Below are 21,603 nucleotides of genomic sequence, written 5' to 3'. Positions count from 1 at the left end.
CCAGTGTCGCTGCGTTCCGTTCAGTGATCGGACTCTCGCTTTGGGGGTACTGCGACGAGGACTGATCGGCGGCTGTGGTGGACGATGCTTGCTGCGACGGAGCCAAGGAGTGCGTCGCGGATGGTGCTGTGGCTTTGGTGGCCGATGACGATGAGGTTTGCGTCGACGTCGTCAGCTTCGTGGCGAATTTCTTGGCTGATGTGGCCGTTGCGGGAGGTGATTGTCCATTGCCCGTCGAAGCCAGTGAGGTGTTGCGTCACGGTTTCGCGGATCGCTGCGTCGGTCTCGTCTTCGGCCCGAGCGAATTCGAGGCTGGCAGCCGGACTGAAGGCGAGCGTTGCGGGGCGGTGGTGGACGTGGACGATGCGGAGGGCTGCGCCTTGGGGTTGTGCGATCGTGGCGGCGAGGTCGAGGGCGCACAACGACTCCGGTGAGAGATCGACACCCACGACAATTGTCTGGAAGGCCTGATGGACGTCGTTGTGGGGTGTTGTGTCTGACATGCCGTGCTCCTGTTGTAGTTCCGGGTTCCGCTGTCCGCTGTTCGACCGACTTGGATAACCTGATTGGAATGCAATTACAGTATCAGTATCCAACGATGGACCGTGGGGGTCTGACGCCACTTGCGTCGTGGGTTCGTTCTGCTATTTCGGGTTGGTCGCTGTGACGACGGATTCGGCGGTCGCTCAGGGTCTCGGCGGTTCAGGCGAGGACGCGCCGGAGTTGGTCGCGACGTTGTGGGAGCGTCGGTTGATTCTGATTGCGATGTGTGTCGCGTTGATGGCGGTGATCTCGTCGGTGTCGGGGTTGAACGTGGCGCAGCAGGCGTTGGCTGTCGATCTTGATGCGTCGCAGAGTCAGTTGTTGTGGGTGATCAACGGCTACACGTTGGCCCTGGCCGCGTTGTTGATGCCGATCGGTGCGATTGGTGATCGATGGGGTCGCAAGCTGATTCTGATGCTTGGCCTGATCGGGTTCGCGTCGGCGAGCATCGCGTCAGCCTTTGCGTCATCGCCTGAGGTTCTCATTGGTTTGCGTGTCGCTGCGGGTGTCGCTGCGGCGATGATCATGCCCGTCACGCTGTCGGTGATCACGACGACGTTTCCTCCAGAGGAGCGCGGTAAGGCGGTGGGCATCTGGGCTGGCGTCGCTGGTGCGGGTGGGATCATTGGGTTGTTCGTGTCTGCGGCGATCATTGACAACGCGACGTGGCCGTGGGTGTTCGCGTTTCCCGCGGCGTTGGCATTGGGATCATTTGCACTGACGTGGGCCGCGGTCCCGCAGTCTCGGGAACATTCAGAGGCACGTTTTGACGTGTTGGGGTCGGTGCTGTCGGCAGCTGCGGTTGGAGGTCTGGTGCTCGGCGTGCAGGAGGGACCCGAGCGCGGATGGTCGCACCCGGCGGCGGCGTTGGGAATGACGGTCGCAGTTGTTGGGGTGGTGCTGTTCGTGATCGTGGAGATGCGGCGTGATCATCCGCTGCTCGACGTTCGGCTCTTTCGTCATCGCGGTCTCGCTACCGGGTCGGTGAACCTGTTTGTTGCGTTCGCGGTGATCTTCGCGATCTTTCTGATCCTGGTCCAGTTGCTGCAGGCCGTGTTCGGTTACACCGCCCTACGCGCTGCGTCAGGGTTGTTGCCGATGGCGGCGGTGATGATGCCGCTGTCTGCAGTAGCGCCAGCGTTGGCGGCTCGCTTCGGGTACCGACAAGTATCGACGTTCGGCATGATTCTCTTGGCTGCCGGAACCGGAACGCTCGCAGTGTTCGCGGATCTCAATCGGGGCTATTGGTCAGTGTTGCCGGGCATCTTGCTACTCGGTAGCGGGTTGGGTCTCTCGATGAGCCCGGCAACCGAGGCGATCACGTCGTCATTGCCCGCCGACAAACAAGGTGTGGCCTCAGCGCTCAACGACACGGTCCGCGAGATCGGTGGCGCTGTCGGCATTGCGTTGATCGCGTCGGTGCTCAACGCCCAGTACCGGTCGAACGTGAGCGCCGCAACGGACTCCTTGCCCCCAGAACTCGCGGAACGGGTCGAGGAAGGAATTGGTGGGGCGCTGCAAACAGCAGCTCAGCTCGGCCCTGATGGTGCCGGCCTGCTCGATGCTGCGCGCCAAGCGTGGCTCGACGGGATGCGACCAGCGTTGTGGCTCGGCGCTGGCCTCGCCTTAGCGGCTGCTGTTTACACGGGACTCTCCGGCGTTCAACGCGTTGCGTCGACCGACCACGACGGGTTCCAGTCGTGACTGGAGTGACCGACCCGAGCGCGGTTGACGACCACTCCGATCTGCCAGCGCGCAGTGATGCGGCAATGGCGATGAGCAAGCTCGCACACGGCTTGGTGTCGCGCCGTGCGGACGTCTCGGTGCTGCATCGGATCGCCGCCGAGGTCGAGGCGTTGGCAGTTGAGGTCGAAACGGCCCCTCCTCGGAGCCGGTTGGAGGAGATGACGGCGAACCCGCGATTTGCTGCTGCGCTGAAGTCGGGGACGATGAGCGACATTGTCGAAGACGGCGCCTTCGTCGATCTCTTCCACGACTCACCTGTCTCGGGCTCCGCTAATCCGTTGAGCATCGGACTGCGGATCCGGCGCGAGAACGACGAGTCCGTTGGCACGGTCACATTGGCGCCGGGTTGGGAGGGCGCACCGGGCCGCGGTCATGGCGGCGTGGTGGCGGCATGCGTGGATGAAACGATCGGCGGTCTGCTTCCAATCTTGGGGACGATGGCGTTCACCGGTGAGCTGACGCTGCGGTATCGGGAACCGTGCCCGCTAGGTGTGCCACTCGAGTTTCGCGCCTGGCTCGTCGAGCGCGACGGCCGTCGTTTGCACCTCGCAGCCTCTGGCACCGGACCTGATGGTGTGTTCGTCGAGTCGACCGCACTGTTCATCACCGTCGACATTGCTCGCCTCGCAGAGATGAATGCGCCACACGACGAGGAGGCCGACCATGCACCGATCTGACACCAACATTTACACCAGCCAAAGGAGATATTGATGCGTTCCATTTCGACTGATCTCGCAGCCAAGTTGCGCCTCGGCGCAGCGGTCTTCGCTGAGCGCGGGTATGACGCGGCGACGATTGAGGCGCTGAGCGAGGCAACCGGGGTGCCGTCGTCGACGCTCTACTACAACTTCGCCGGCAAGCAGGAGATCTTGGCGTTCTTGCTCCAGGACTGGCTCGATCGCACCTCAGTCGTGGTCGCAACAGCCATCGAGGGGCCCGCTACCGCCGCGGTCCGGTTGGAGGCAGTGATTCGAGCGCAGCTGGCAGCGATGGCGGACGATCCATCGACGTGTCAGATGTTGCTTGCCGAACTTGGTCGTATCGATCATCTGCCCCATATTGCCGACGCTGTGCAGCAGGCCTTCCACCGACCGGTCGCGAAGCTGCTCGTCGAGGGTGCTGTCGATGGTTCCTTGGCAGAGGTGTCGATCGAGAACGCGACGGCGGTGATCTATGGCGCTGTCACCCTGACTGGTCTACATCACGTCGTGGCTGGCGACAGCCACGTCCCAGCGTTCGATGTCGACGCCGTGGCCGCCGATGTCGTCGGGCTCGTCATGAACGGACTCGGCTCACGATGACCAACGACCACAGCGGAGATGACCAATGACCGATCTAACTGAAGGCACGGCCGTGGCTGATGCTGAGTTGCTGGCGTTGTTCAGCGACCTCGACACTCGGGCGAATCCGTATCCGTCGTATCAGCGGATTCGTGAGGCGTCACCGATTCATCGGAGCGAGATGCTGCCGATGTGGGTCGTCACGCGATACCAGGACTGCGGCACGGTGCTGCGCGACAACCGGTTCGGCAAAGGCGACGGCACCAGTCGCATCTTCGGGAACCCAGCCGAAGCAGACGACCCTGACCGTCAGGTGCCGTTGCTGTCCAACGACTCGATGTTGCGAAAGAACCCACCAGACCACACCCGGCTCCGCGGGCTCGTGTCGCGCGAGTTCACACCGCGCCGCGTCGAGCAACTCCGCCCCGCAATCACCGACATGGTGAACCAGCACCTCGACCATCTCGCCGAGAGCGGCGGCGGCGATGTGATGGACGTGCTCGCCTTTCCGCTGCCGGTGCAGGTGATTGGCGAACTCCTCGGTGTCCCGGAATCGGACCGGGAACAGTTCCGGTATCTCGTCCGCGACGCGGCCGCCGCACTCGAACCGATGGTCGACGCCGCCACAGCGGACAAGGCGCGTGCTGCAAGCCAGGAAATGACCGACTACTTCACCGGACTGATCGCGCAACGACGCCAGCACCCGAGCGACGATCTCATCAGCGCACTGCTCGAAGTACAAGAGGAAGGCGACCGACTCAACGATGACGAACTGATCGCGACAATCATCTTGATATTCGCGGCCGGTTTCGAAACCACGACAAACCTGATCGGCAACGGCCTCGTCACCCTGCTCCGCAACCGCGACCAACTCGACCTGTTGCGTTGGCGACCCGACCTCGCCCACAGCGCCGTCGAAGAAATGCTGCGCTACGAGAGTTCGGTGCAACTCGACGCACGCATCGCCCTCGAGCCCGCCGACATCGACGGATGCGACATTGCCGAAGGCGACGTCGTACTCACGATGCTCGGCGCCGCGAACCGCGACCCCGACCGATACGACAACCCCGACCGATTCGACATCACCCGAACCGGCATCCAACACCTCAGCTTCGCCGCCGGCATCCACTTCTGCCTCGGCGCCCCACTCGCCCGACTCGAAGGAGAAATCGTGTTCAACGAACTCTTACGACGCTTCCCCAACATCGATGGCGACACCGACGCCCCGTGGCGGCCAAGCCTGACACTGCGGGGTCTCGAAACACTCGACGTCACCGTGTCATGACCACACAACACGCCGACGCCGCGCCGTCGACCGACCTCACGCACCGGCAACGAACCATCATCATCATCGGGCTGATGACCGGACTGATGCTCGCCGCACTCGACAGCACGATCGTGTCGACGGCACTGCCGACCATCGTCGGTGAGTTCGGCGGGATCGATCACCTCTCGTGGTTGTTCACCGCCTACCTCGTCGCATCAGCGACGAGCATGCCGCTGTTCGGGAAGATCTCCGATCTCTACGGCCGCAAGAAGGTGTACCAAACCGCGATCATCATCTTCCTCGTCGCGTCCGCGATGTGCGGCGCCGCCCAGAACCTCGAACAACTCATCGCGTTCCGCACCATCCAGGGAATCGGCGGCGGCGGTTTGTTCGCGCTCACGTTCACGATCGTCGGCGACATCGTGCCGCCCCGAGAGCGAGGCCGCTACACCGGCTACCTCAGCGGTACCTTCGCGCTCGCCAGCGTGCTGGGACCACTCGTCGGTGGATTCCTCACCGACGAGTTCTCATGGCGCTGGGTGTTCTACGTCAACCTCCCGATCGGCGCCGCCGCGTTCGTCGTCACCGGCATCGTCCTCAAACTCCAACCCAAAAGGGCTGAGCACCGCCTCGATCTTGCCGGCTCCGCACTCCTCGTCACCGCCATCGTCAGCTCGCTGCTCGCCACCGTCTGGGCTGCCGAACAATTCGGATGGGACGCACCCCAAACCATCGGGCTGTATCTGCTCGCTGTTGTTGCACTCGCCGCGTTCATTCGCCAAGAACGGCGAGCAGACGAACCGGTTCTCCCATTGCGGATGTTCTCGCGCACTGGCTACACCGCAGCCAGCATCGTGTCGCTGCTCGCGGGCGCGGCGATGTACGGAGCGATTGTTTACCTGCCGCTTTTCTTCCAAGGCGTGCAAGGCAAGGCAGCAGCCAACGCCGGTCTCCTGCTGCTTCCGTTGATGGTGTCGATGATGTTCGCCTCGCTGATCACCGGCCGGCTCACCACCCGCACCGGCCACTACCGGATCTACCCGATGATCGGCACACCCCTCGCCGCGCTCGGCCTCTACCTGTTGTCCACCATGGGCCCAGACACCGGCCGAGCACTGTCGTCGCTGTGGATGATCACGCTCGGCGCCGGCATCGGCATCGCACTCCCTGTGCTCACCCTGGCCGTTCAAAACACCGTCGAGTTCAGAGACCTCGGCGCCGGGACCGCGTCGGTCAACTTCTTCCGCACCATCGGCGGCACCTTCGGCCTCGCAATATTCGGCACCGTGCTCAACCGCCAACTCGACAACAACCTCGACACCAACCTGACCGGCATCGACGTGCCCCCCGGGATCGAAACAGCCGACCTCGCCCAAAGCCCCACCGCCATCTCACAGCTCGGCGAACCACTCAAGACCGCGGTCACCACAGCGCTGTCCGACTCAATCACCACCACGTTCTTCTACGCCACATTCGTCATGATCGCCGCGTTCATCGCGGCCGTGTTCATGCGCGAAGTCGCGCTCCGAACAACCACGGACGCCCAGCCGGCAACTGCGCCCACACTCTGAAGAGTTCACCTACGACCCCGACGGCAACCCGATCACCGCCAACCTCGCCGACTACAGCTTCATCTCCGCATGCGAACTCCCAGCCATGGAAACGATCGCAATGGAGACCCCATCACCGCTCAACGAACTCGGCGCCAAAGGCATCGGTGAATCCGGCTCAATCGGCTCAACCCCCGCCGTACAAACGCCGTCATCGACGCCCTCGCCCACCTCGGCATCACCCACATCGAAATCCCACTCACACCCGAACGCGTATGGCGAGCAATACACGCAAAGAGTTTGACGTCGTAACCCACGAAAATCGGAGACGGAACCTTCGTCACCAACCTCGACAACTTCGCTCAGCGATGAATACGTCCTGCCTCCGAATGAGTATTGATACTCATACTTGCAGCACCGAAAGACCGCCAAGGTCGCGATCCGCGGTCAAACGCTGAACCCGACATTGACAAGAACAAGGACACACCATAGACCTAACGACATATGCAGTGCCCCCAGCGCGTCAGTGCTGTGAGATGGTGATCGGACACCTCGATTTCGGACCTCGGTCCCGAACCGAATACCGAGCACACCGACGACCGGGTCTGCTGCACTCGCATACGGCCGATCCTGCTCATCACAACTCACACGTCGAGATGACTTGAGAGCGCCGTGATCGAGTCGATGAATCCTTCGACCATTTCGAGCACGACGCGATCTGCCGGCCGAACCGTGTCGATCGATCCGACAACCTGGCCCACGAAATAGGTCGCGAGTTGTTCGGCACCGGACCCGGCCGTACTTGCCGAGCGGTTGATGCGCTGCAACGCGGGTCCGACCAACAGCGGTTGGAGCGGCATCGGCAGCGTGCCCGGCCCATCGGGCCTTTCCCATTCGTCGGTCCACGGCGTGCGGAGCATGCGGGCGGGCTTGCCGGTGATCGATCGAGATCGGATGGTGTCGCTCGACGATGCAGCGAGGAACTTCTCCTTGACTGTGGGTTCGGTCTCGGCTTCGGCGGTGGTGAGCCAGACCGAACCTGTCCATACGCCCGCGGCTCCGAGCGCCATTGCCGCGGCCATGTGTCGCCCGTGAGCGATGCCGCCGGCGGCGAGCACCGGGATCGGCGCCACGGCGTCAACTACCTCGGGGACCAGGACCATCGTGCCCACCTCGCCGGTGTGGCCACCGGCTTCGGAGCCCTGCGCGATGATGATGTCTGCGCCGGCTTCGGCATGTTTGACGGCGTGCGCGGTCGTCCCGGCGAGCGCTGCCACCTTCACTCCGATCGAGCCGGCGCGCTCGACCACGTCAGCAGGGGGCGGGCCGAGCGCCGAAGCGATGAGTCCGACCGGGTGGGCGAACGCAACGTCGAGCAACGGCTCGTACCCGTCCGGTGACACGCTGAGGTTCATACCCTTCGGCTGTTCATCATCAGGGAGCGCCGGCACGCCATACCGGGCCAAGATGTCATCGACGAAGTCTCGATGTTCCGGAGGAAGCAGTTGACGAAGGCCGTCGCGATCCAAACCGCCCTGATCGGCACCGACGTACTTCTGTGGGAGAAGGAGGTCGACGCCGTACGGCCTGCCACCCACCTCGGCATCGATCCAAGCAAGGTCGATCTCGAGTTGCTCCGGGGTGTGAGCGACGGCGCCGAGCACGCCGAATCCGCCGGCCTTGGACACTGCCGCGGCGACGTCGCGGCAGTGGCTGAACGCGAGGACGGGAAACTCGCATCCCAACATTGCTGTAATCGGGGTGTACGTGGGGTCAGCCTTTCGGAGCGACGATGGTGACGGTGCCTTGAGCAGCGCAGACGATCTGCCCATCATTGGTGATGTCGATCCGGGCGACGCCGCTGCGCTTGGACAGTGACACGATGTCAGCGACGGCGACGCAGACGCCCGACGAGACGGGTCGTAGCAGGTTGAGTTTGAACTCGGTGGTGGCGACCCACGCCTTGTGAGGGATGACCGGATAAAAGACAACGCCGAGGCAATGATCGACGAATGCCGAGAGGCAGCCGCCGTGCAGATTCCCGAATGGTGTGAGCAGGTCATCGCGTGCGTCCATTTCGGCGACGAGACGGCCCGCTGTCAAGCCGGTGTGTCGGAAGTCGAGATACGCCGAGATGCCTCCTGCCGCCGTTGCTGCGCCGAGCATCGCTTCAGCTGTGCGCTCGTTGAACTCGAATTCCATGGACAACCTCCGTGGCCGACTTGAGTGGACTTGATGAATAACACACTACTAGTCTTGTGTATCATCGACGTAGTAGAACACCGAACTCGATTGCCCTGGAGGGCCCATGACCGATCAGATCAACTTGTCGACCGCCGCGGACGCCGTGGTGGCCGCTACCAAGGATTGGGCGCGGGACCTCGACATCCTCGATCAGCGCTACATCGACGATCCGTTCTCTGTGTGGAATGAATTGCGTGGCGAATGTCCAGTCGCGTTCAGCGAGCGACGCGGCCGCTCGTGGATGCCGATCGGCTACGACGACATCGCCGCTGTCGCGCACGACACCGAGCACTTCTCCTCGCGTCGTGTCGGGGTCATCGATCTGCCAGAACGAGGTGATCGGCCGCTCCTGCAGGCGCCTCCCATCACGTCTGATCCGCCCGTCCACACATGGGCGCGCCGACTCCTCTTGCCCGCATTCTCACCAGGTCGGATCGAGGAGATGACACCGATCACGCGGGGGTTCGCCAACGAACTACTCGACCAGATCGCCGATCGAGGCCACGCTGACGCAGCGAAGGACTACGCGCAACACATCCCAGTCCGCGTTATTGCCCACATGCTCGGCGTCCCAGGCTCAGATGAGTCGATGTTCACCGACTGGGCGGTTCGCATCCTTCAGGAGGGGTTCCAGGATCTTCAGAACAGCCTCGACGCAATCATCGAAGTGCTCGGATACTTTGGCGAACGCGTTAAGGAACGACGCCAGATTCCTGCCGGCGAGCGACCTAACGATCTCATCACCATGCTCATCGAGACCGATCACGACGGCGAGCCACTCGACGAACGACACCTCCTCGGGACCTGCTTCTTGCTGTTGATTGCAGGAATCGACACCACGTGGAGCGGAATTGGCTCCTCGCTCTGGCACCTCGCCACAAATCCGCACGACCAGGCCCGTCTCCGCGCTGATCCAAGTCTCATCGACACCGCTGTCGAAGAGATGCTCAGGATGTACAGCCCGGTCAACATGGGACGCGAAGTCGTTGCCGACATCGAGGTCGCCGGGTGTCCGATGAAAGCCGGCGACAAAGTGATCATGGCTTTCCCGGCCGGCAATCGCGACCCAGCACACTTCGACAACCCCGACGACTTCGTCATCGACCGCGAACACAATCGTCACTTTGCCTTCGGTTCGGGCATTCACCGCTGCCTCGGGTCGAACCTGGCCCGCATGGAACTCAAAGTTGCGATCGAAGAATGGCTGAAGAGGATCCCAGTGTATGAACTGGTCGACCCCGATCTCGTCACCTGGACCGGCGGACAAGTGCGTGGCCCGCGTACCGTGCCGGTTCGCTGGTAACCGTCGCGGGCCTTACCCGGTCAGGAGGTCGGGCGCAGGATTGCGGGCAGCAGGAATCGGCGCAGATAGGTATCGAGCCCGTCGCCGCTCCGTCGCTTCGGTCCCTTGACCGTGAGCAGGCTCAAGATCGTACGCAGAATCCACTCTGATGCGTCTTCGACCGGGAGACCGGGGTGGTGCTCGTCAGATCGGCTCGCGAGTATCGGACGAAGAAACTCAGTGATGAGTTCGAACAGTGCAACCGAGGTTCCTGAGATGATGCCCACGCTGTTGAGTCCGTCGTCGCTGGTGAACAGCAGGCCGATCGTCTCGTCGCGAACCGCGGCTCGCAGGGTCACCTCGACGAACTCGAGAATCGCGCTGCCGAGGTCAGGCTGGGACTCGACGCGTGGCCGGACGCGCTCGAGATACCGCTCGGTCTCGCGTAGAATCACGCCGGAGACGACGGCATCTCGGCCGGCGAAGTACCGGTATACGGTCGCTCGAGAGACGTTCGCCTGCTTCGCGACGTCTTCGACCGTCGTCTTCGCGATCCCGAAACGCCCGAAGCATGACTCAGCGGCGTCCAACAGGCGGTCGCGGGCGCCGTCCACGTCGTTCGGTGCTTGGTCGCCCCACCGCAGCGATGTATTCGTCACGCCACAAGTATGGCAGACGAACGTTCCGATGCCACCGCCGCTCATGACATGTGACATAATGCGCTCGGTGTCTCATTGTGCAGAACACGGTGAGCGGTTCAGGCAAAAGCGACGCAAGGAGAAACGGTCAATGAGTTCACTCGACGGACGAGTTTGTGTGATCACCGGAGCAGGGCGGGGTCTCGGGCGCGAACACTCGCTGCTCCTCGCTGCTGAGGGTGCGCGTGTTGTCGTCAACGATCTTGGCGGGGCGATCGACGGGTCCGGTTCAGACGCCGGGCCAGCTCAACAGGTTGTCGACGAGATCAGATCAGCGGGCGGTGAGGCCATAGCGAATACCGACTCGGTGACAAGTTGGGACGGTGCCAAGCAGATGGTGCAGGACGCGATCGACGCGTACGGCCGGCTCGACGTCCTCGTGAACAACGCTGGCATCTTGCGCGATCGCTCGCTCGTCAATCTCGAAGAGGCTGAGTGGGATGCCGTGATCGATGTGCACCTGAAGGGTCATGTCGCTCCGACGAGGTGGGCTGCTGCTCATTGGCGCGAACGGTCGAAGTCCGGTGAGGACGTCAGTGCAAGCGTGATCAACACAGCCTCGGGTGCGATGCTCGGTAACGCCGGGCAAACGAACTACAGCGCGGCGAAAGCCGGAATCGCCGCCATGACGTTGGTCCAGGCGTTGGAGTTGAAACGGTATGGCGTGCGTGCGAACTGCATCGCACCGCTTGCCCGTACACGCTTGACATTGCAGACCCCAGGCGTCGGCGACGCAGTCGCAGCACCCGCCGATGGTTCCTTCGATCTGTTCGACCCCGGCAACGTTTCTCCGCTGGTCGCCTACCTGGCCACGACGGATTGCCCGTTCACGGGAGGTGTGTTCCACGTCGGTGGCAACGAAGTCGGCCTCTACGCGGGCTGGAGCCTCGACGACGATCAGATACTTGCAGCCGACGGAAGATTTTCGGTGGCCGAGTTGGCAGAACGTGCCCCGGCGCTGCTCGCGGACGAATCGCGGGCCGCATCGATGGTCACCTCGGTTGGCGACACGATGGCGCACTTCGGGCGCCGGAGCAAGGGCTGAGCGATGACGTCGACAATGGTTCCGACCGATCCCCGATTGTTTCGTCTGCCTGAAGGCGACGAGACACGACCGCATCTCTTGGGGTCCTACGCCCCCGAATCAGAATTGTATTTTTGGCCTCGGCGCCTGAGATGCCCCGTCACCCGCACTGCCGTGCACGATGTCGTGTTGAGTGCGCAAGGCGTGCTCTTTGCTTGGACGTTCCTGCACGTTCCGAGAATGGGGAACATTTCATTCGGCGACACGGGCGGGTACGGCGTCGGGCAGATCGATCTGCCAGAAGGGGTCCGCGTTCAGACACCGTTGTTGGGTACGACCGACGACTGGCAGATTGGGACCGCAATGGGTCTGACAACATTCCCGGTGGGTCAAGACGATGATGGCAACGAACTCGTCACCTTTCGGTTCGAGGCGGTGCGCTGATGCCGTCAAAACTTGCTCGTGACGTCTATGTGATCGGCGTCGGCATGCACGCGTTCAACAACAACGGGGTCGCAGCAGCGCTCATGGCCGACGTCGCCGGAGTGAACGCGCTCGACGACGCCGGCATCGAGTTTCCTGAGGTCGGAGCGCTCTTCAACGGCCATCTCGGCGGCGGCATGGGAGCTGGGGTGCACATTGCAAAAGAGTTCGGGCTGACCGGCATCCCGGTCACCCACGTCGAGAACGCGTCAGCCACGGGTTCGTGTGCATTCGGCGAGGCGGTCCACGCAGTCGGTGGCGGTCGGGTCGAGGTGGCCATGGCGCTCGGCTTCGACGACATGAACAAATTGGGCGGGATTGGGCGGAGCCGTGGCAAGCGGGTCGGGGCCGAAGACGTCATGTTGCCGGCGGCCTTCTTTGCGATGTGGGCCACTCGCCGCATGCATGAGGTCGGTACGACTGCTGAAACGTTTGCCGCGATCGCAGCGAAGAACTGGAACCATGCGCGGGAGAATCCGTATGCCCAACGGCGCGCCGACCATGACGTCACCATCGACGAGGTGCTCGCGTCGACGATGATCTCGTACCCGCACACGTCGATGATGGCGTGTGCGTCAGGTGGAGGCGCAGCCGCAGCGATCGTCGCCTCCAAGGAGGTTGCAGAACGGGTGTGCAACGGCCGACCAATGATCCGCGTGACGGCGTCACAACAACGCTCGGAGACCTACACCGAGGGACACGTCTTTCTCGGTGCGGTGATTGGGCCTGCGCAGATGACTCGCGACACGGCCGCCGATGCGTACGAACAGGCGGGCCTCGGTCCTGACGACCTCGACCTTGTGCAGATCCATGACGCGTTTCCCGTCGAAGAACTGGTCTATTACGAACTGTTGGGCATCTGTGGTGATGGCGACGGGGACCGCCTCGTGGCCGAAGGAGCAACCTCGCTCGGCGGGCGGATTCCGTTCTCGACCGATGGTGGCCTTACCGCTCGCGGCCACCCCGGCGGTCCAACCGGCCTCGCCCAGATACATGAGACCACGCTGCAACTACGCCACGAAGCGGGTGTACGTCAGGTCGAGGACGCGAGCACTGGTCTGTGCCACATGGCCGGCGCTGGCTCGGTGTGCGTTGTCCACGTATTGCAAAGAACGTAAGCCGCAACCAGCGCGGCAAGAAAATGACCAACCACTACACCTCAAGGATGTGACTCGATGACCAAACTGCCGATCAACGGCGACCTCGTCGGCCTCTCAGTCGAACCAATCGCCCATTCGTGGACCGAACGCGACACGATGCTCTACGCGCTCGGCATCGGCTGCCGGCCGCCTGAGGATCTCGATTTCGTCTATGAGGGGCGAGGGCCGAAGGTCGTCCCGACATTCGCCGTTATTCCCGGGCTCCGGGCGATGGGGCACGCGATGCAACGCATCGACATCAACCTCGCCGCGTTGCTGCACGGCGAACAATCAGTCGTGACCCACCGGCCTTTACCGCCCAACGCGGACATCACCGTCGACGGCGAGATCGTGGCAGTGTGGGACAAGGGCAAGGCCGCCGTGATCGAGTTCGAGGGCCGAGGCTCCGACGCCGACGGCCCGCTCTTCACCGTTGGGGCGAGCCTTTTCGTCCTGGGCGGCGGCGGCTGGGGTGGCGAGCGCGGCCCGAGCGGTTCCTCGGCCACAAACGCCGCCCCCGAACGCGATCCAGACATCGTCGTCGAACGTGAGACTCGACCAGAGCAGGCCGCGATCTATCGCCTTTCTGGCGATATGAACCCAATGCACATCGACCCTGAGTTCGCCACCAAAGCGGGATTCCCAGGAACCTTCAACCATGGCCTGTGCACCTTCGGCACCATTGGTCACAGCGTGCTGGGCGCCTGGTGCGGCGGCGACGTCGACAGCTTCGAATCGATCGAAGGTCGGTTCGCCGATCAGGTGTGGCCAAGCGACACGATCCTCACCAAGATCTGGGACGAAGGCGATCACGCAATCGTCGAAGCCCGAACCCAACGCGACAACGTCGTTGTCTCGAACGGGCGCGCCACGAAGCGATCATGATCAACCCCCGAACTCCGGTGCTCGTCGCGGTTGGTGAACTCACCAACCGCTCCGACGCGATTGTCGACCCGATCGACCTCGCCGCTGAAGCGGTGCGGCTCGCGTTCGCTGATGCGGTCGCTCCGGTTGCTGACCGCATCGACACCGTTGCTAGTCCGGGAACTTTGTTGATGCGCCGCGACAATCCTGCGCACCGGATTGCTGAAGCTGTCGGACTCAGACCGGGCCGCCGGATCAGCTGTCCAGTCGGCGGGAACACGCCGCAATACCTGGTTGGCCAACTCGGCGCAGAGATCATGGCCAGGACTTGCGACGTGGCGTTGATCGTCGGAGCCGAGGCCGGCCAATCAGCGCGCCGGACCCGCCGCACGGGCGATCTTCCGCCGGCCGATCCCATCGACGGGGTCGACACGGCATTGGGTGACGATCGGCCGGGGCTCAGCCCGGCCGAGAACGCCGCTGGACTGCACTTCCCCCATCAGGTGTATCCCCTCTTCGAGTCAGCAATGGCGGCCCGCGCCGGGCACACCCTCGACGAACATCGCGTCTGGCTCGGTCGTTTGATGGCGCCGTTCACCGCCGAGGCGGCGCGCCACCCCGACCAGGCGTGGTTTCCCGCTGAGCGCACGCCGAGCGAACTCTCCGACGTCACGCCCGAAAATCGACTCATCAACGAGCCCTATACGAAGCTGCTGAACAGCATCTTGACCGTCGACATGGCAGCAGCGTTCGTGCTCATGGCAGCCGAGGTTGCTGAAGAACTGGGCATCCCGCGTGACCGTTGGGTCTTCAGTTGGGCGACCGCGACATGTAACGACGTGTACTTCCCTGTGCAGCGACCGGACCTCGCGAGCTCCGCAGGCATCCGCGCAGCTGGCACCGCGGTGCTCGAAGCGTCCGGAATCGGCATCGACGACGTCCGTTGGTTTGATTTCTACTCATGCTTTCCCGCTGCGGTCGAAGCCGCGATCGACGCGTTCGAACTCGACCCGTTTGACGAGCGCGGTTTCACCGTCACTGGCGGGCTGCCGTATCACGGCGGGCCTGGCAACAACTACGTCAGCCATTCGATCGTCGAAATGGCACGCCGCTGCAGGGCCGAACCCGACGCGATTGGCATGATCTCCGGTCTCGGTTGGTACATCACCAAACACTCCCTCGGGATCTGGTCTGGCACTCCCCCACCAAACCGCTGGGTCGATTCCGACATGACCGAACAGCAAGCTGCGATCGACGCCACCGCGCTCGACGTCGTCGACGCGAGCGACGCCACCGGAACCGCAACGATCGACGCGTACACCGTGATGCACGACCGAGAAGAAGGGCCAACGTCTGTGCCCGTGTTCGCCCGGACAGCGGACGGGCGACGCGTCGTTGCACGCAGCGACGACCGGGCAGTCGCCCGGGCAATGTCGGGCGGGATGTTCGTCGGACAGACCATTGATCTGAAACCCGCCGACGATCACGCACGATTCGAAACGGAGTTCGAACTGAAATGACCATTTCGGCCGAAGCGCTCGTCCTCACCGGACCAAACACTCTCGAACGCCGATCCTTCGACGTGCCCGACATCACTAACGACACGGCTCGCCTGCGCATCGAAGCCTGCGGACTCTGCGGCACCGATCACGAACAGTACAGCGGACACATCTCGGCACCGTTCTCATTCATCCCCGGACACGAGATCATCGGAGTCATCGACGAGATTGGCCCCGACGCTGCCGCCCAGTGGGGCGTCGAAGCCGGAGACCGGGTCGCAGTCGAAGTGTTCCGCTCCTGCCGACAGTGTGAACAATGCGCGTCCGGCAACTACCGGCGTTGCATCCGCAACGGCCTCGCGACAATGTTCGGCTTCGTCGACGCTGCGATCGAACCCAGCCTCTGGGGCGGCTACGCAACCCACCTTCATCTGCCCGCGGACTCGATGTTGCTACCAATCCCCGACCAACTCGATCCGGTGTTGGCAACCGTGTTTAATCCGCTCGGAGCCGGCATTCGATGGGCAGCAACAATTCCCAACACCAAGTCCGGTGACGTCGTGGCAATACTCGGTCCCGGCATTCGCGGACTGTGCGCAGCGGTCGCAGCCAAAGAAGCAGGAGCCGAGTTCGTCGCGATGACAGGCCTCGGGCCGCGCGACGCTGATCGGCTGGAAATGGCCAAGCGCTTCGGTGTCGACCTGACGATCGACGTCGCGGTCGACGACCCAGCCGTTGCGTTGAAGCGCGCTACTGGCGGCCTCGCCGACGTCGTCGTGGACGTCACCGCAAAAGCGCCAGCAGCGTTTGCGCAAGCTGTTTCGCTCGCTCGCCCTGGCGGGACGGTCGTCGTCGCCGGGACCCGGGGCGGAGGAGGAACGCCCGGGTTCGACCCCGACCACGTCGTGTACAAGGAACTGACGATCAAGGGATCGCTCGGTGTCGACTTTCACGCCTACCAAGCCGCGATCGATCTGCTCGTTGCCGAGCGCTGGCCATTCGCCGAGTTGACGCGTCAAGTCGCTGGCTTTGACGACCTTCCCGCGCTGCTCGACGTCCTCTCTGGCGTCGACCAAGACGCCATCCCGCCGCTGCATGGAGTGTTCTCACCGCAGGGCTGAACAACGCGTATCGACAAAGACAACAACACCGACAAGAGGAGTTACTCAACATGGTTGCAGGATCGCGGATACCGATGCTCGACATCGCCGAAGCGAAGAAACGCGCCGCGGAGAACGGCATCCCAGAAAACATGGCCGAGCTGTCGGTCTTCCGAATTGCACTTCACCAACCTGGTGTGGCCTCGGGTCTCAACACCATGCTGCAAGAACTCCTGTGGAAAGGACAACTTGACGCCCGTCTCCGCGAGCTGATCATCATGCGCATCGGATGGGCAACCGACGCTGTTTATGAATGGACACAGCACTGGCGCGTTGCCCGCATGCTCGACATCCCAGAGCGAGACCTCCTCGCGGTTCGGGACTGGCGAAGCGACGATCACTTCGGAGACACCGAACGAGCGGTCCTCGCGGCGACCGACGACACACTCGAATTCGGGACGATCACTGATGAGACCTGGACCGCGTGTCGCGCAGCGTTCGACGACGACGCAATTCTCGTGGAGATGGTCGCGGCGATTGGAAACTGGCGCCTGTTCTCGGCGCTCCTCAAGTCGCTCGACGTGCCACTCGAAGACGGCGTCGACCCGTGGCCGCCGGCCGGAGAACCACCACCTGCTGAATCGAGAGGCTGAGCATCATGGCCGAACAGGGTTGGACACTCACCGAGATCTGGGAAGCCGCAGCAACCCAAATCCCTAATGCGGCATTCGCCAAGCAGGGCGACCGCACTGTGACCTGGTCCGACGCGAACCGGCGCGCCGAGGGGCTCGCCACGTCGCTCCTCAACAGCGGGGCCGAACACCAGGACAAAGTCGCCCAGTACATGTACAACTGCCCGGAGTTCCTCGAGACCTTCTTTGCATGCTTCAAGGCGTCGCTCGTCCCGGTCAACACCAACTACCGGTACGAAGCGGACGAACTCGTCTGCCTGTGGGACAACGCCGACGCGGTCGCCGTCGTCTTCCACGGCACGTTCGTGGACACCATCGAGGCAATCCGCGATCGCGTTCCACGTATCCGGACCTGGATCTGGGTCGACGACGGATCCGGCCCGTGTCCCGATTGGGCAGTCCCCTACGAAGTTGCCGTCCTCACAGCGGGGGAACCCGTGATCGGCCGTGTCGAACGCAGCGGTGACGATCTGTACATGTTGTACACCGGCGGCACCACCGGGATGCCCAAAGGTGTGATGTGGCGCCAAGACGACCTCGTCATCGTGTTGAGCGCAGGCCTCGGCCTGACCGTGCCCGAAGAGTACGACGCCGAGTTCCTCGACGGCATCTTCGTCGAACCCGGCCCAATCGGTCTGCCGGCGTGCCCCTTGATGCACGGCACCGGGGCGCTGACGTCATTCGGTACGTTGACATCGGGTGGCTGCATTGTCTGTCTTGAGTCGCGCCATTTCGACGCAGCTGAACTGCTCGACACGATCGACCGCGAGAAGGTCAACGCGATCGCGATCGTCGGCGATGCGTTCGCCAAACCGATCCTCGCCAACCTTGACAGCGAACCGGCACGATGGACACTTGAATCGGTCGCGGTGTTTACGTCGTCGGGCGTGATGTGGAGCGAAGAGACCAAACAGGGCATGCTCCTCCATCAGCCCAACATGCTGCTGGCCGACGCATTCTCGTCCTCCGAAGCGCTCGGAATGGGCCAGTCGGTCTCCGGTGGTGGCGCTGCTGCAAAAACAGCACGATTCCAGGCCGGAGCGAACACGATCGTCGTCGATGACCTCGGAGATCGCATCCCACCGGGGTCCGAGTCGGTCGGTCGGCTCGCCGTGGGTGGCCGCCAACCAATCGGCTACTACAAGGACCCCGACAAGACGGCCCGCACCTTTCTGATCGTCGACGGCAAACGCTATTCATGTCCTGGCGACTATGCGACCATCGACGCCGACGGCACGGTGAGCGTGCTCGGACGCGGCTCGGTGTGCATCAATAGTGGTGGCGAGAAGATCTTCCCCGAAGAAGTCGAAGAGGCGCTGAAGACTCACCCTGATGTGGCTGATGCCGTGGTTGTGGGCGTTCCGCACGACCGTTTCGGCGAGATGGTCGTCGGTGTCGTGCAACCGAAAGATGGTTCCACTCCCGACCCGCAGGAGCTGATCGGGCACGTACGTGAACGCCTTGCCGCTTACAAGGCGCCGCGACACATCGTTGAAGTCGACACGATCGGCCGAGCCGCCAATGGGAAAGTCGACTACAAGCGGCTGCGCGAAGATGCGATAGGAGCCAGTTGATGGGTGGCCGTGAAATGAGCGACGGCATCTGGGGGACGACCGCCATCGTGGGGATCGGTGAAACGGACTATGTCCGAGGCAGCGACCGCCACGTCTGCGATCTCATTCTCGACGCTGCGATGGAGGCCATTACCGACGCTGGTCTGACGCCCGCTGACATCAACGGCATCATTCCACCACCGGGGTACATGAGCACCGAGGAGATCGCCGCGCACCTTGGGGTGCCCGACGTTGCGTACCACGTGTCGGTGCTGATGGGCGGTGCGTCGCCAACGGCATCGTTGCAGACAGCGTCGATGGCAATCGCGTGTGGTCTTGCTGACAACGTGCTCGTGTGCATGGGATGGAACGGGTACTCGGCGCTGAGCCCAAAGCCCGACGCTCGCCCTACCAAACGCACCATGAATCTCGGCCCGATGGGCGAAACGGTCCGGAACCATTACGCACCGTATGGACTGATGTCGGCCGCGCAGCACTACAGCTTGTATTTGAGGCATTACGTCGAGAAGTACAACGTGTCCGAAGATGCCGCCGCAGCGGTCGCGATGGCATGCCGCAAACATGCCCAACTCAACTCGAAGGCACTGATGCGAGGCAAGCCGCTGACGCGTGAGGACTACAACGCCTCGCCGTACATCGCCGAGCCGCTTCGTAAGTTCGACTGCTGTGTCGAGACCGATTGCGCAACCGCCGTGGTCGTCACGAGCCTGGAGCGTGCACGAGATCTCCCGCACCCCGCTGTCGTCTATCTCGCGGGCGCCGAAGGTCACCCCGAGCCCGCCGATGAAATCGCCAACCGCCCAAATCTGCTCGAACTCGGCATTCATCGCGCCGCTCCACGCGCCTTCGAACGCGCAGGCGTGCAGCCACGAGACATCGACGTGCTCGAGATCTACGACTGCTTCACCTATGTCGTGCTATTGCAACTTGAGGCGCTCGGCTACGCCGAGCCTGGCGGTGCCGCGGAGTTCGTGGCGAACGGCAACATCGAGCTGGGCGGCAAGTTCCCGATGAACACCCACGGCGGTCTGCTCTCCCAAGGCCACTGTTGGGGCCTCAACCATGTCGTCGAAGCAACCCGCCAAATTCGCGGCACCTCAGATGCACAGGTCGACGGCGCAGAACTGGCGCTCGTGACTGGGTATGGCGACCTGGGTGACGGCAGCGTCGCAATCCTTGCGAGCGACCGATGAGAACCTATCTTCCGAAGCCCGAGTGGATCATTCTCGACTGGCATCACGCGTGCATCGCCGCCGAGGTGTTGTGTGTCCAGCAATGCGCAACCTGCAGTGTGTGGCGTCACCCACCACGAAAGTTCTGCGCAAGCTGTTTCTCCGACGATGTCACCTTCCAACCGGTGTCCGGCAATGGAACGGTGCTGTCCAAAGCAGTGAGCCACCGCAGTCTCGACCCTGGCTGGCAGGAACAAACGCCCTACGCCACGCTGCTCATCGAACTCGCGGAAGGCCCACGTGTCCTCGCTGCCACCTCGACGGCACCCGACGAGATCAACACCGGTCAGCACGTCACAGTCAGGGTCGTTCCGCACGGCCACGACTTCGTCCTCGTCTGGGCCGACACCGTCACCACAACCGCGACCTGAAGACTGGACCCACAGCATGATCACAACTCGACTCACCGAGATACTCCAGTGCAATCATCCCGTGATGCTCGCCGGAATGGGCGGTGTTTCCTATGCCGATCTGGTCGTCGCCGTCAGCGAAGCCGGAGGGTTCGGGACAATGGGGGCGGCTCCAATGAGCCTCGACCGGATGATCGCCGAGATCGCCGAGGTCAAGGCGCGCACAATCAACCCATTCGGGGTTGATCTGCTGACCGCTCTGCCGGACCAGATGGAAGCGCAGGTCGACGCGATCATCGCGGGCGGCGCGTCGCTGTTCGTTGCTGGCCTCGGTGTTCCGCGCGAGGTTCTCGATCAATGTCATCGCCACGGCGTACTCGTTGCGAACATGTGCGGCAAGGTTCGCCACGCCGTCGCTGCCGTCGAGGCCGGATGCGACATCGTCATCGCCCAAGGCACCGAGGCCGGAGGCCACACGGGCACAGTCGCCACGATGCCGCTGGTGCCGCAGATCGTTGATGCCGTCGGTGATCGCGTGCCGGTCGTCGCAGCGGGCGGCATCTTCGATGGGCGCGGTCTTGCAGCAGCGCTCGCACTCGGCGCCGACGGCGTGTGGATCGGAACTCGGTTCATCGCTACCCCGGAAGCCCACGTCGTCAGTGGCTACCGAGACGCGCTGGTCGATGGGCGCGACGACGACACCGTCATCACACGGGCCTATACGGGTAAAACATTGCGAGCGGTCCGCAACGAATACACCCAGCACTATGAAGATCACCCGGACGAACTGCTCCCCTTCCCTCGGCAGATCGCGCGATCGATCAGTGACGGCGCCATGCATCTCGGAGCGCGACCTGACAGCGCAGGAATCGATCAGGACAAGGAGTGCTTCGCCGCCGGTCAAGGGCTCGGCGGAATCGACGAGATCATTCCCGCCAGTGATGTCGTGCGTCAGTTCATCGAAGACGCCGAACGCGAACTCGCACGCCTGGGTGCCCTCACGACGGCACGAAGCTGACAACACACCATCTCGAAA

Annotated in this window: 21 protein-coding genes and 1 pseudogene; 18 read left to right on the top strand and 4 right to left on the bottom strand. The window is 63.0% G+C overall.

Annotated features, from left to right (window positions below; genetic code table 11):
* Positions 1-20: 20 nt before the first annotated feature.
* Positions 21-596 carry a universal stress protein gene (locus ABJK40_RS12890; protein WP_348479522.1) on the bottom strand — a complete coding sequence of 192 codons (576 nt, stop codon included), beginning with the start codon at positions 594-596 and terminating at the stop codon, positions 21-23.
* A 34-nt stretch (positions 597-630) separates the two neighbouring features.
* On the opposite strand from ABJK40_RS12890, the gene ABJK40_RS12885 reads away from it, so the two are divergent.
* The 6 genes and pseudogenes from ABJK40_RS12885 to ABJK40_RS12860 form a co-directional block, all read left to right on the top strand.
* Positions 631-2,247 (top strand): DHA2 family efflux MFS transporter permease subunit, encoded by a 1,617-nt coding sequence (locus ABJK40_RS12885; RefSeq protein ID WP_348479521.1) that lies wholly within the window; start codon positions 631-633, stop codon positions 2,245-2,247.
* A gap of 5 nt (positions 2,248-2,252) precedes the next feature.
* On the top strand, positions 2,253-2,966 hold the full coding sequence (locus ABJK40_RS12880; protein ID WP_348479519.1) for a hypothetical protein: 714 nt from the start codon (positions 2,253-2,255) through the stop codon (positions 2,964-2,966).
* 33 nt (positions 2,967-2,999) lie between these two features.
* On the top strand, positions 3,000-3,590 hold the full coding sequence (locus ABJK40_RS12875; protein ID WP_348479518.1) for a TetR/AcrR family transcriptional regulator: 591 nt from the start codon (positions 3,000-3,002) through the stop codon (positions 3,588-3,590).
* Positions 3,591-3,642: 52 nt separating this feature from the next.
* Positions 3,643-4,854, top strand: a complete 1,212-nt coding sequence (locus ABJK40_RS12870) for a cytochrome P450 (protein WP_348510297.1) — start codon at positions 3,643-3,645, stop codon at positions 4,852-4,854.
* Complete coding sequence (locus ABJK40_RS12865; RefSeq protein ID WP_348479516.1) at positions 4,851-6,407, top strand: MDR family MFS transporter; 1,557 nt, start codon at positions 4,851-4,853, stop codon at positions 6,405-6,407. Before ABJK40_RS12870 ends, ABJK40_RS12865 begins: the two co-directional genes overlap by 4 nt.
* Positions 6,406-6,698: pseudogene (locus ABJK40_RS12860) on the top strand (xanthine dehydrogenase family protein molybdopterin-binding subunit); the annotation flags it as partial. The gene ABJK40_RS12865 and the pseudogene ABJK40_RS12860, both read left to right, overlap by 2 nt.
* A 332-nt stretch (positions 6,699-7,030) precedes the next feature.
* Here the strand turns inward: ABJK40_RS12860 and ABJK40_RS12855 are convergent.
* Positions 7,031-8,134 (bottom strand): nitronate monooxygenase family protein, encoded by a 1,104-nt coding sequence (locus tag ABJK40_RS12855; protein ID WP_348479515.1) that lies wholly within the window; start codon positions 8,132-8,134, stop codon positions 7,031-7,033.
* A 25-nt stretch (positions 8,135-8,159) separates the two neighbouring features.
* Positions 8,160-8,588: a PaaI family thioesterase gene (locus tag ABJK40_RS12850; RefSeq protein ID WP_348479514.1), complete on the bottom strand. Its 429-nt coding sequence runs from the start codon at positions 8,586-8,588 to the stop codon at positions 8,160-8,162.
* A gap of 106 nt (positions 8,589-8,694) precedes the next feature.
* Between ABJK40_RS12850 and ABJK40_RS12845 the strand changes: the two genes are divergently transcribed.
* A complete protein-coding gene (locus ABJK40_RS12845) occupies positions 8,695-9,933 on the top strand; it encodes a cytochrome P450 (protein ID WP_348479513.1) in 1,239 nt (412 codons plus the stop codon).
* A 20-nt stretch (positions 9,934-9,953) separates the two neighbouring features.
* Here ABJK40_RS12845 and ABJK40_RS12840 read toward each other — a convergent pair whose 3' ends face one another.
* Positions 9,954-10,616 carry a TetR/AcrR family transcriptional regulator gene (locus ABJK40_RS12840; protein ID WP_348510296.1) on the bottom strand — a complete coding sequence of 221 codons (663 nt, stop codon included), beginning with the start codon at positions 10,614-10,616 and terminating at the stop codon, positions 9,954-9,956.
* An 85-nt stretch (positions 10,617-10,701) separates the two neighbouring features.
* Between ABJK40_RS12840 and ABJK40_RS12835 the strand changes: the two genes are divergently transcribed.
* From ABJK40_RS12835 to ABJK40_RS12785, 11 genes are all read left to right on the top strand, one after another.
* The gene (locus ABJK40_RS12835) at positions 10,702-11,655 is read left to right on the top strand and encodes an SDR family oxidoreductase (RefSeq protein WP_348479511.1); all 954 of its coding nucleotides are present in this window, start codon (positions 10,702-10,704) and stop codon (positions 11,653-11,655) included.
* 153 nt (positions 11,656-11,808) lie between these two features.
* Positions 11,809-12,078 carry an OB-fold domain-containing protein gene (locus ABJK40_RS12830; protein ID WP_348510295.1) on the top strand — a complete coding sequence of 90 codons (270 nt, stop codon included), beginning with the start codon at positions 11,809-11,811 and terminating at the stop codon, positions 12,076-12,078.
* The gene (locus tag ABJK40_RS12825) at positions 12,078-13,235 is read left to right on the top strand and encodes a thiolase family protein (RefSeq protein WP_348479509.1); all 1,158 of its coding nucleotides are present in this window, start codon (positions 12,078-12,080) and stop codon (positions 13,233-13,235) included. Before ABJK40_RS12830 ends, ABJK40_RS12825 begins: the two co-directional genes overlap by 1 nt.
* A 57-nt stretch (positions 13,236-13,292) precedes the next feature.
* Entirely contained in the window at positions 13,293-14,141 is an 849-nt protein-coding gene (locus ABJK40_RS12820; RefSeq protein WP_348479508.1) for a MaoC/PaaZ C-terminal domain-containing protein, read from the top strand.
* Positions 14,135-15,640, top strand: a complete 1,506-nt coding sequence (locus ABJK40_RS12815; protein WP_348479542.1) for an acetyl-CoA acetyltransferase — start codon at positions 14,135-14,137, stop codon at positions 15,638-15,640. Before ABJK40_RS12820 ends, ABJK40_RS12815 begins: the two co-directional genes overlap by 7 nt.
* Positions 15,637-16,740, top strand: a complete 1,104-nt coding sequence (locus ABJK40_RS12810) for a medium chain dehydrogenase/reductase family protein (RefSeq protein WP_348479507.1) — start codon at positions 15,637-15,639, stop codon at positions 16,738-16,740. Before ABJK40_RS12815 ends, ABJK40_RS12810 begins: the two co-directional genes overlap by 4 nt.
* A 74-nt stretch (positions 16,741-16,814) precedes the next feature.
* Entirely contained in the window at positions 16,815-17,372 is a 558-nt protein-coding gene (locus ABJK40_RS12805; RefSeq protein WP_348479506.1) for a carboxymuconolactone decarboxylase family protein, read from the top strand.
* Positions 17,373-17,377: 5 nt separating this feature from the next.
* Positions 17,378-18,985 carry an AMP-binding protein gene (locus ABJK40_RS12800; RefSeq protein ID WP_348479505.1) on the top strand — a complete coding sequence of 536 codons (1,608 nt, stop codon included), beginning with the start codon at positions 17,378-17,380 and terminating at the stop codon, positions 18,983-18,985.
* Entirely contained in the window at positions 18,985-20,178 is a 1,194-nt protein-coding gene (locus tag ABJK40_RS12795; RefSeq protein ID WP_348510294.1) for a transporter, read from the top strand. The genes ABJK40_RS12800 and ABJK40_RS12795 overlap by 1 nt, the downstream gene beginning before the upstream one ends.
* 164 nt (positions 20,179-20,342) lie before the next feature.
* The gene (locus tag ABJK40_RS12790) at positions 20,343-20,588 is read left to right on the top strand and encodes an OB-fold domain-containing protein (protein ID WP_348479503.1); all 246 of its coding nucleotides are present in this window, start codon (positions 20,343-20,345) and stop codon (positions 20,586-20,588) included.
* A 16-nt stretch (positions 20,589-20,604) separates the two neighbouring features.
* Positions 20,605-21,585, top strand: a complete 981-nt coding sequence (locus ABJK40_RS12785) for a nitronate monooxygenase (RefSeq protein WP_348479502.1) — start codon at positions 20,605-20,607, stop codon at positions 21,583-21,585.
* Positions 21,586-21,603: the final 18 nt, after the last annotated feature.

Source organism: Ilumatobacter sp. (assembly GCF_039969435.1).
Taxonomy (GTDB): domain Bacteria; phylum Actinomycetota; class Acidimicrobiia; order Acidimicrobiales; family Ilumatobacteraceae; genus Ilumatobacter_A.
The sequence above is the reverse complement of the archived record's forward strand: the minus strand, read 5'-3'. Positions and strand labels throughout refer to the sequence as shown.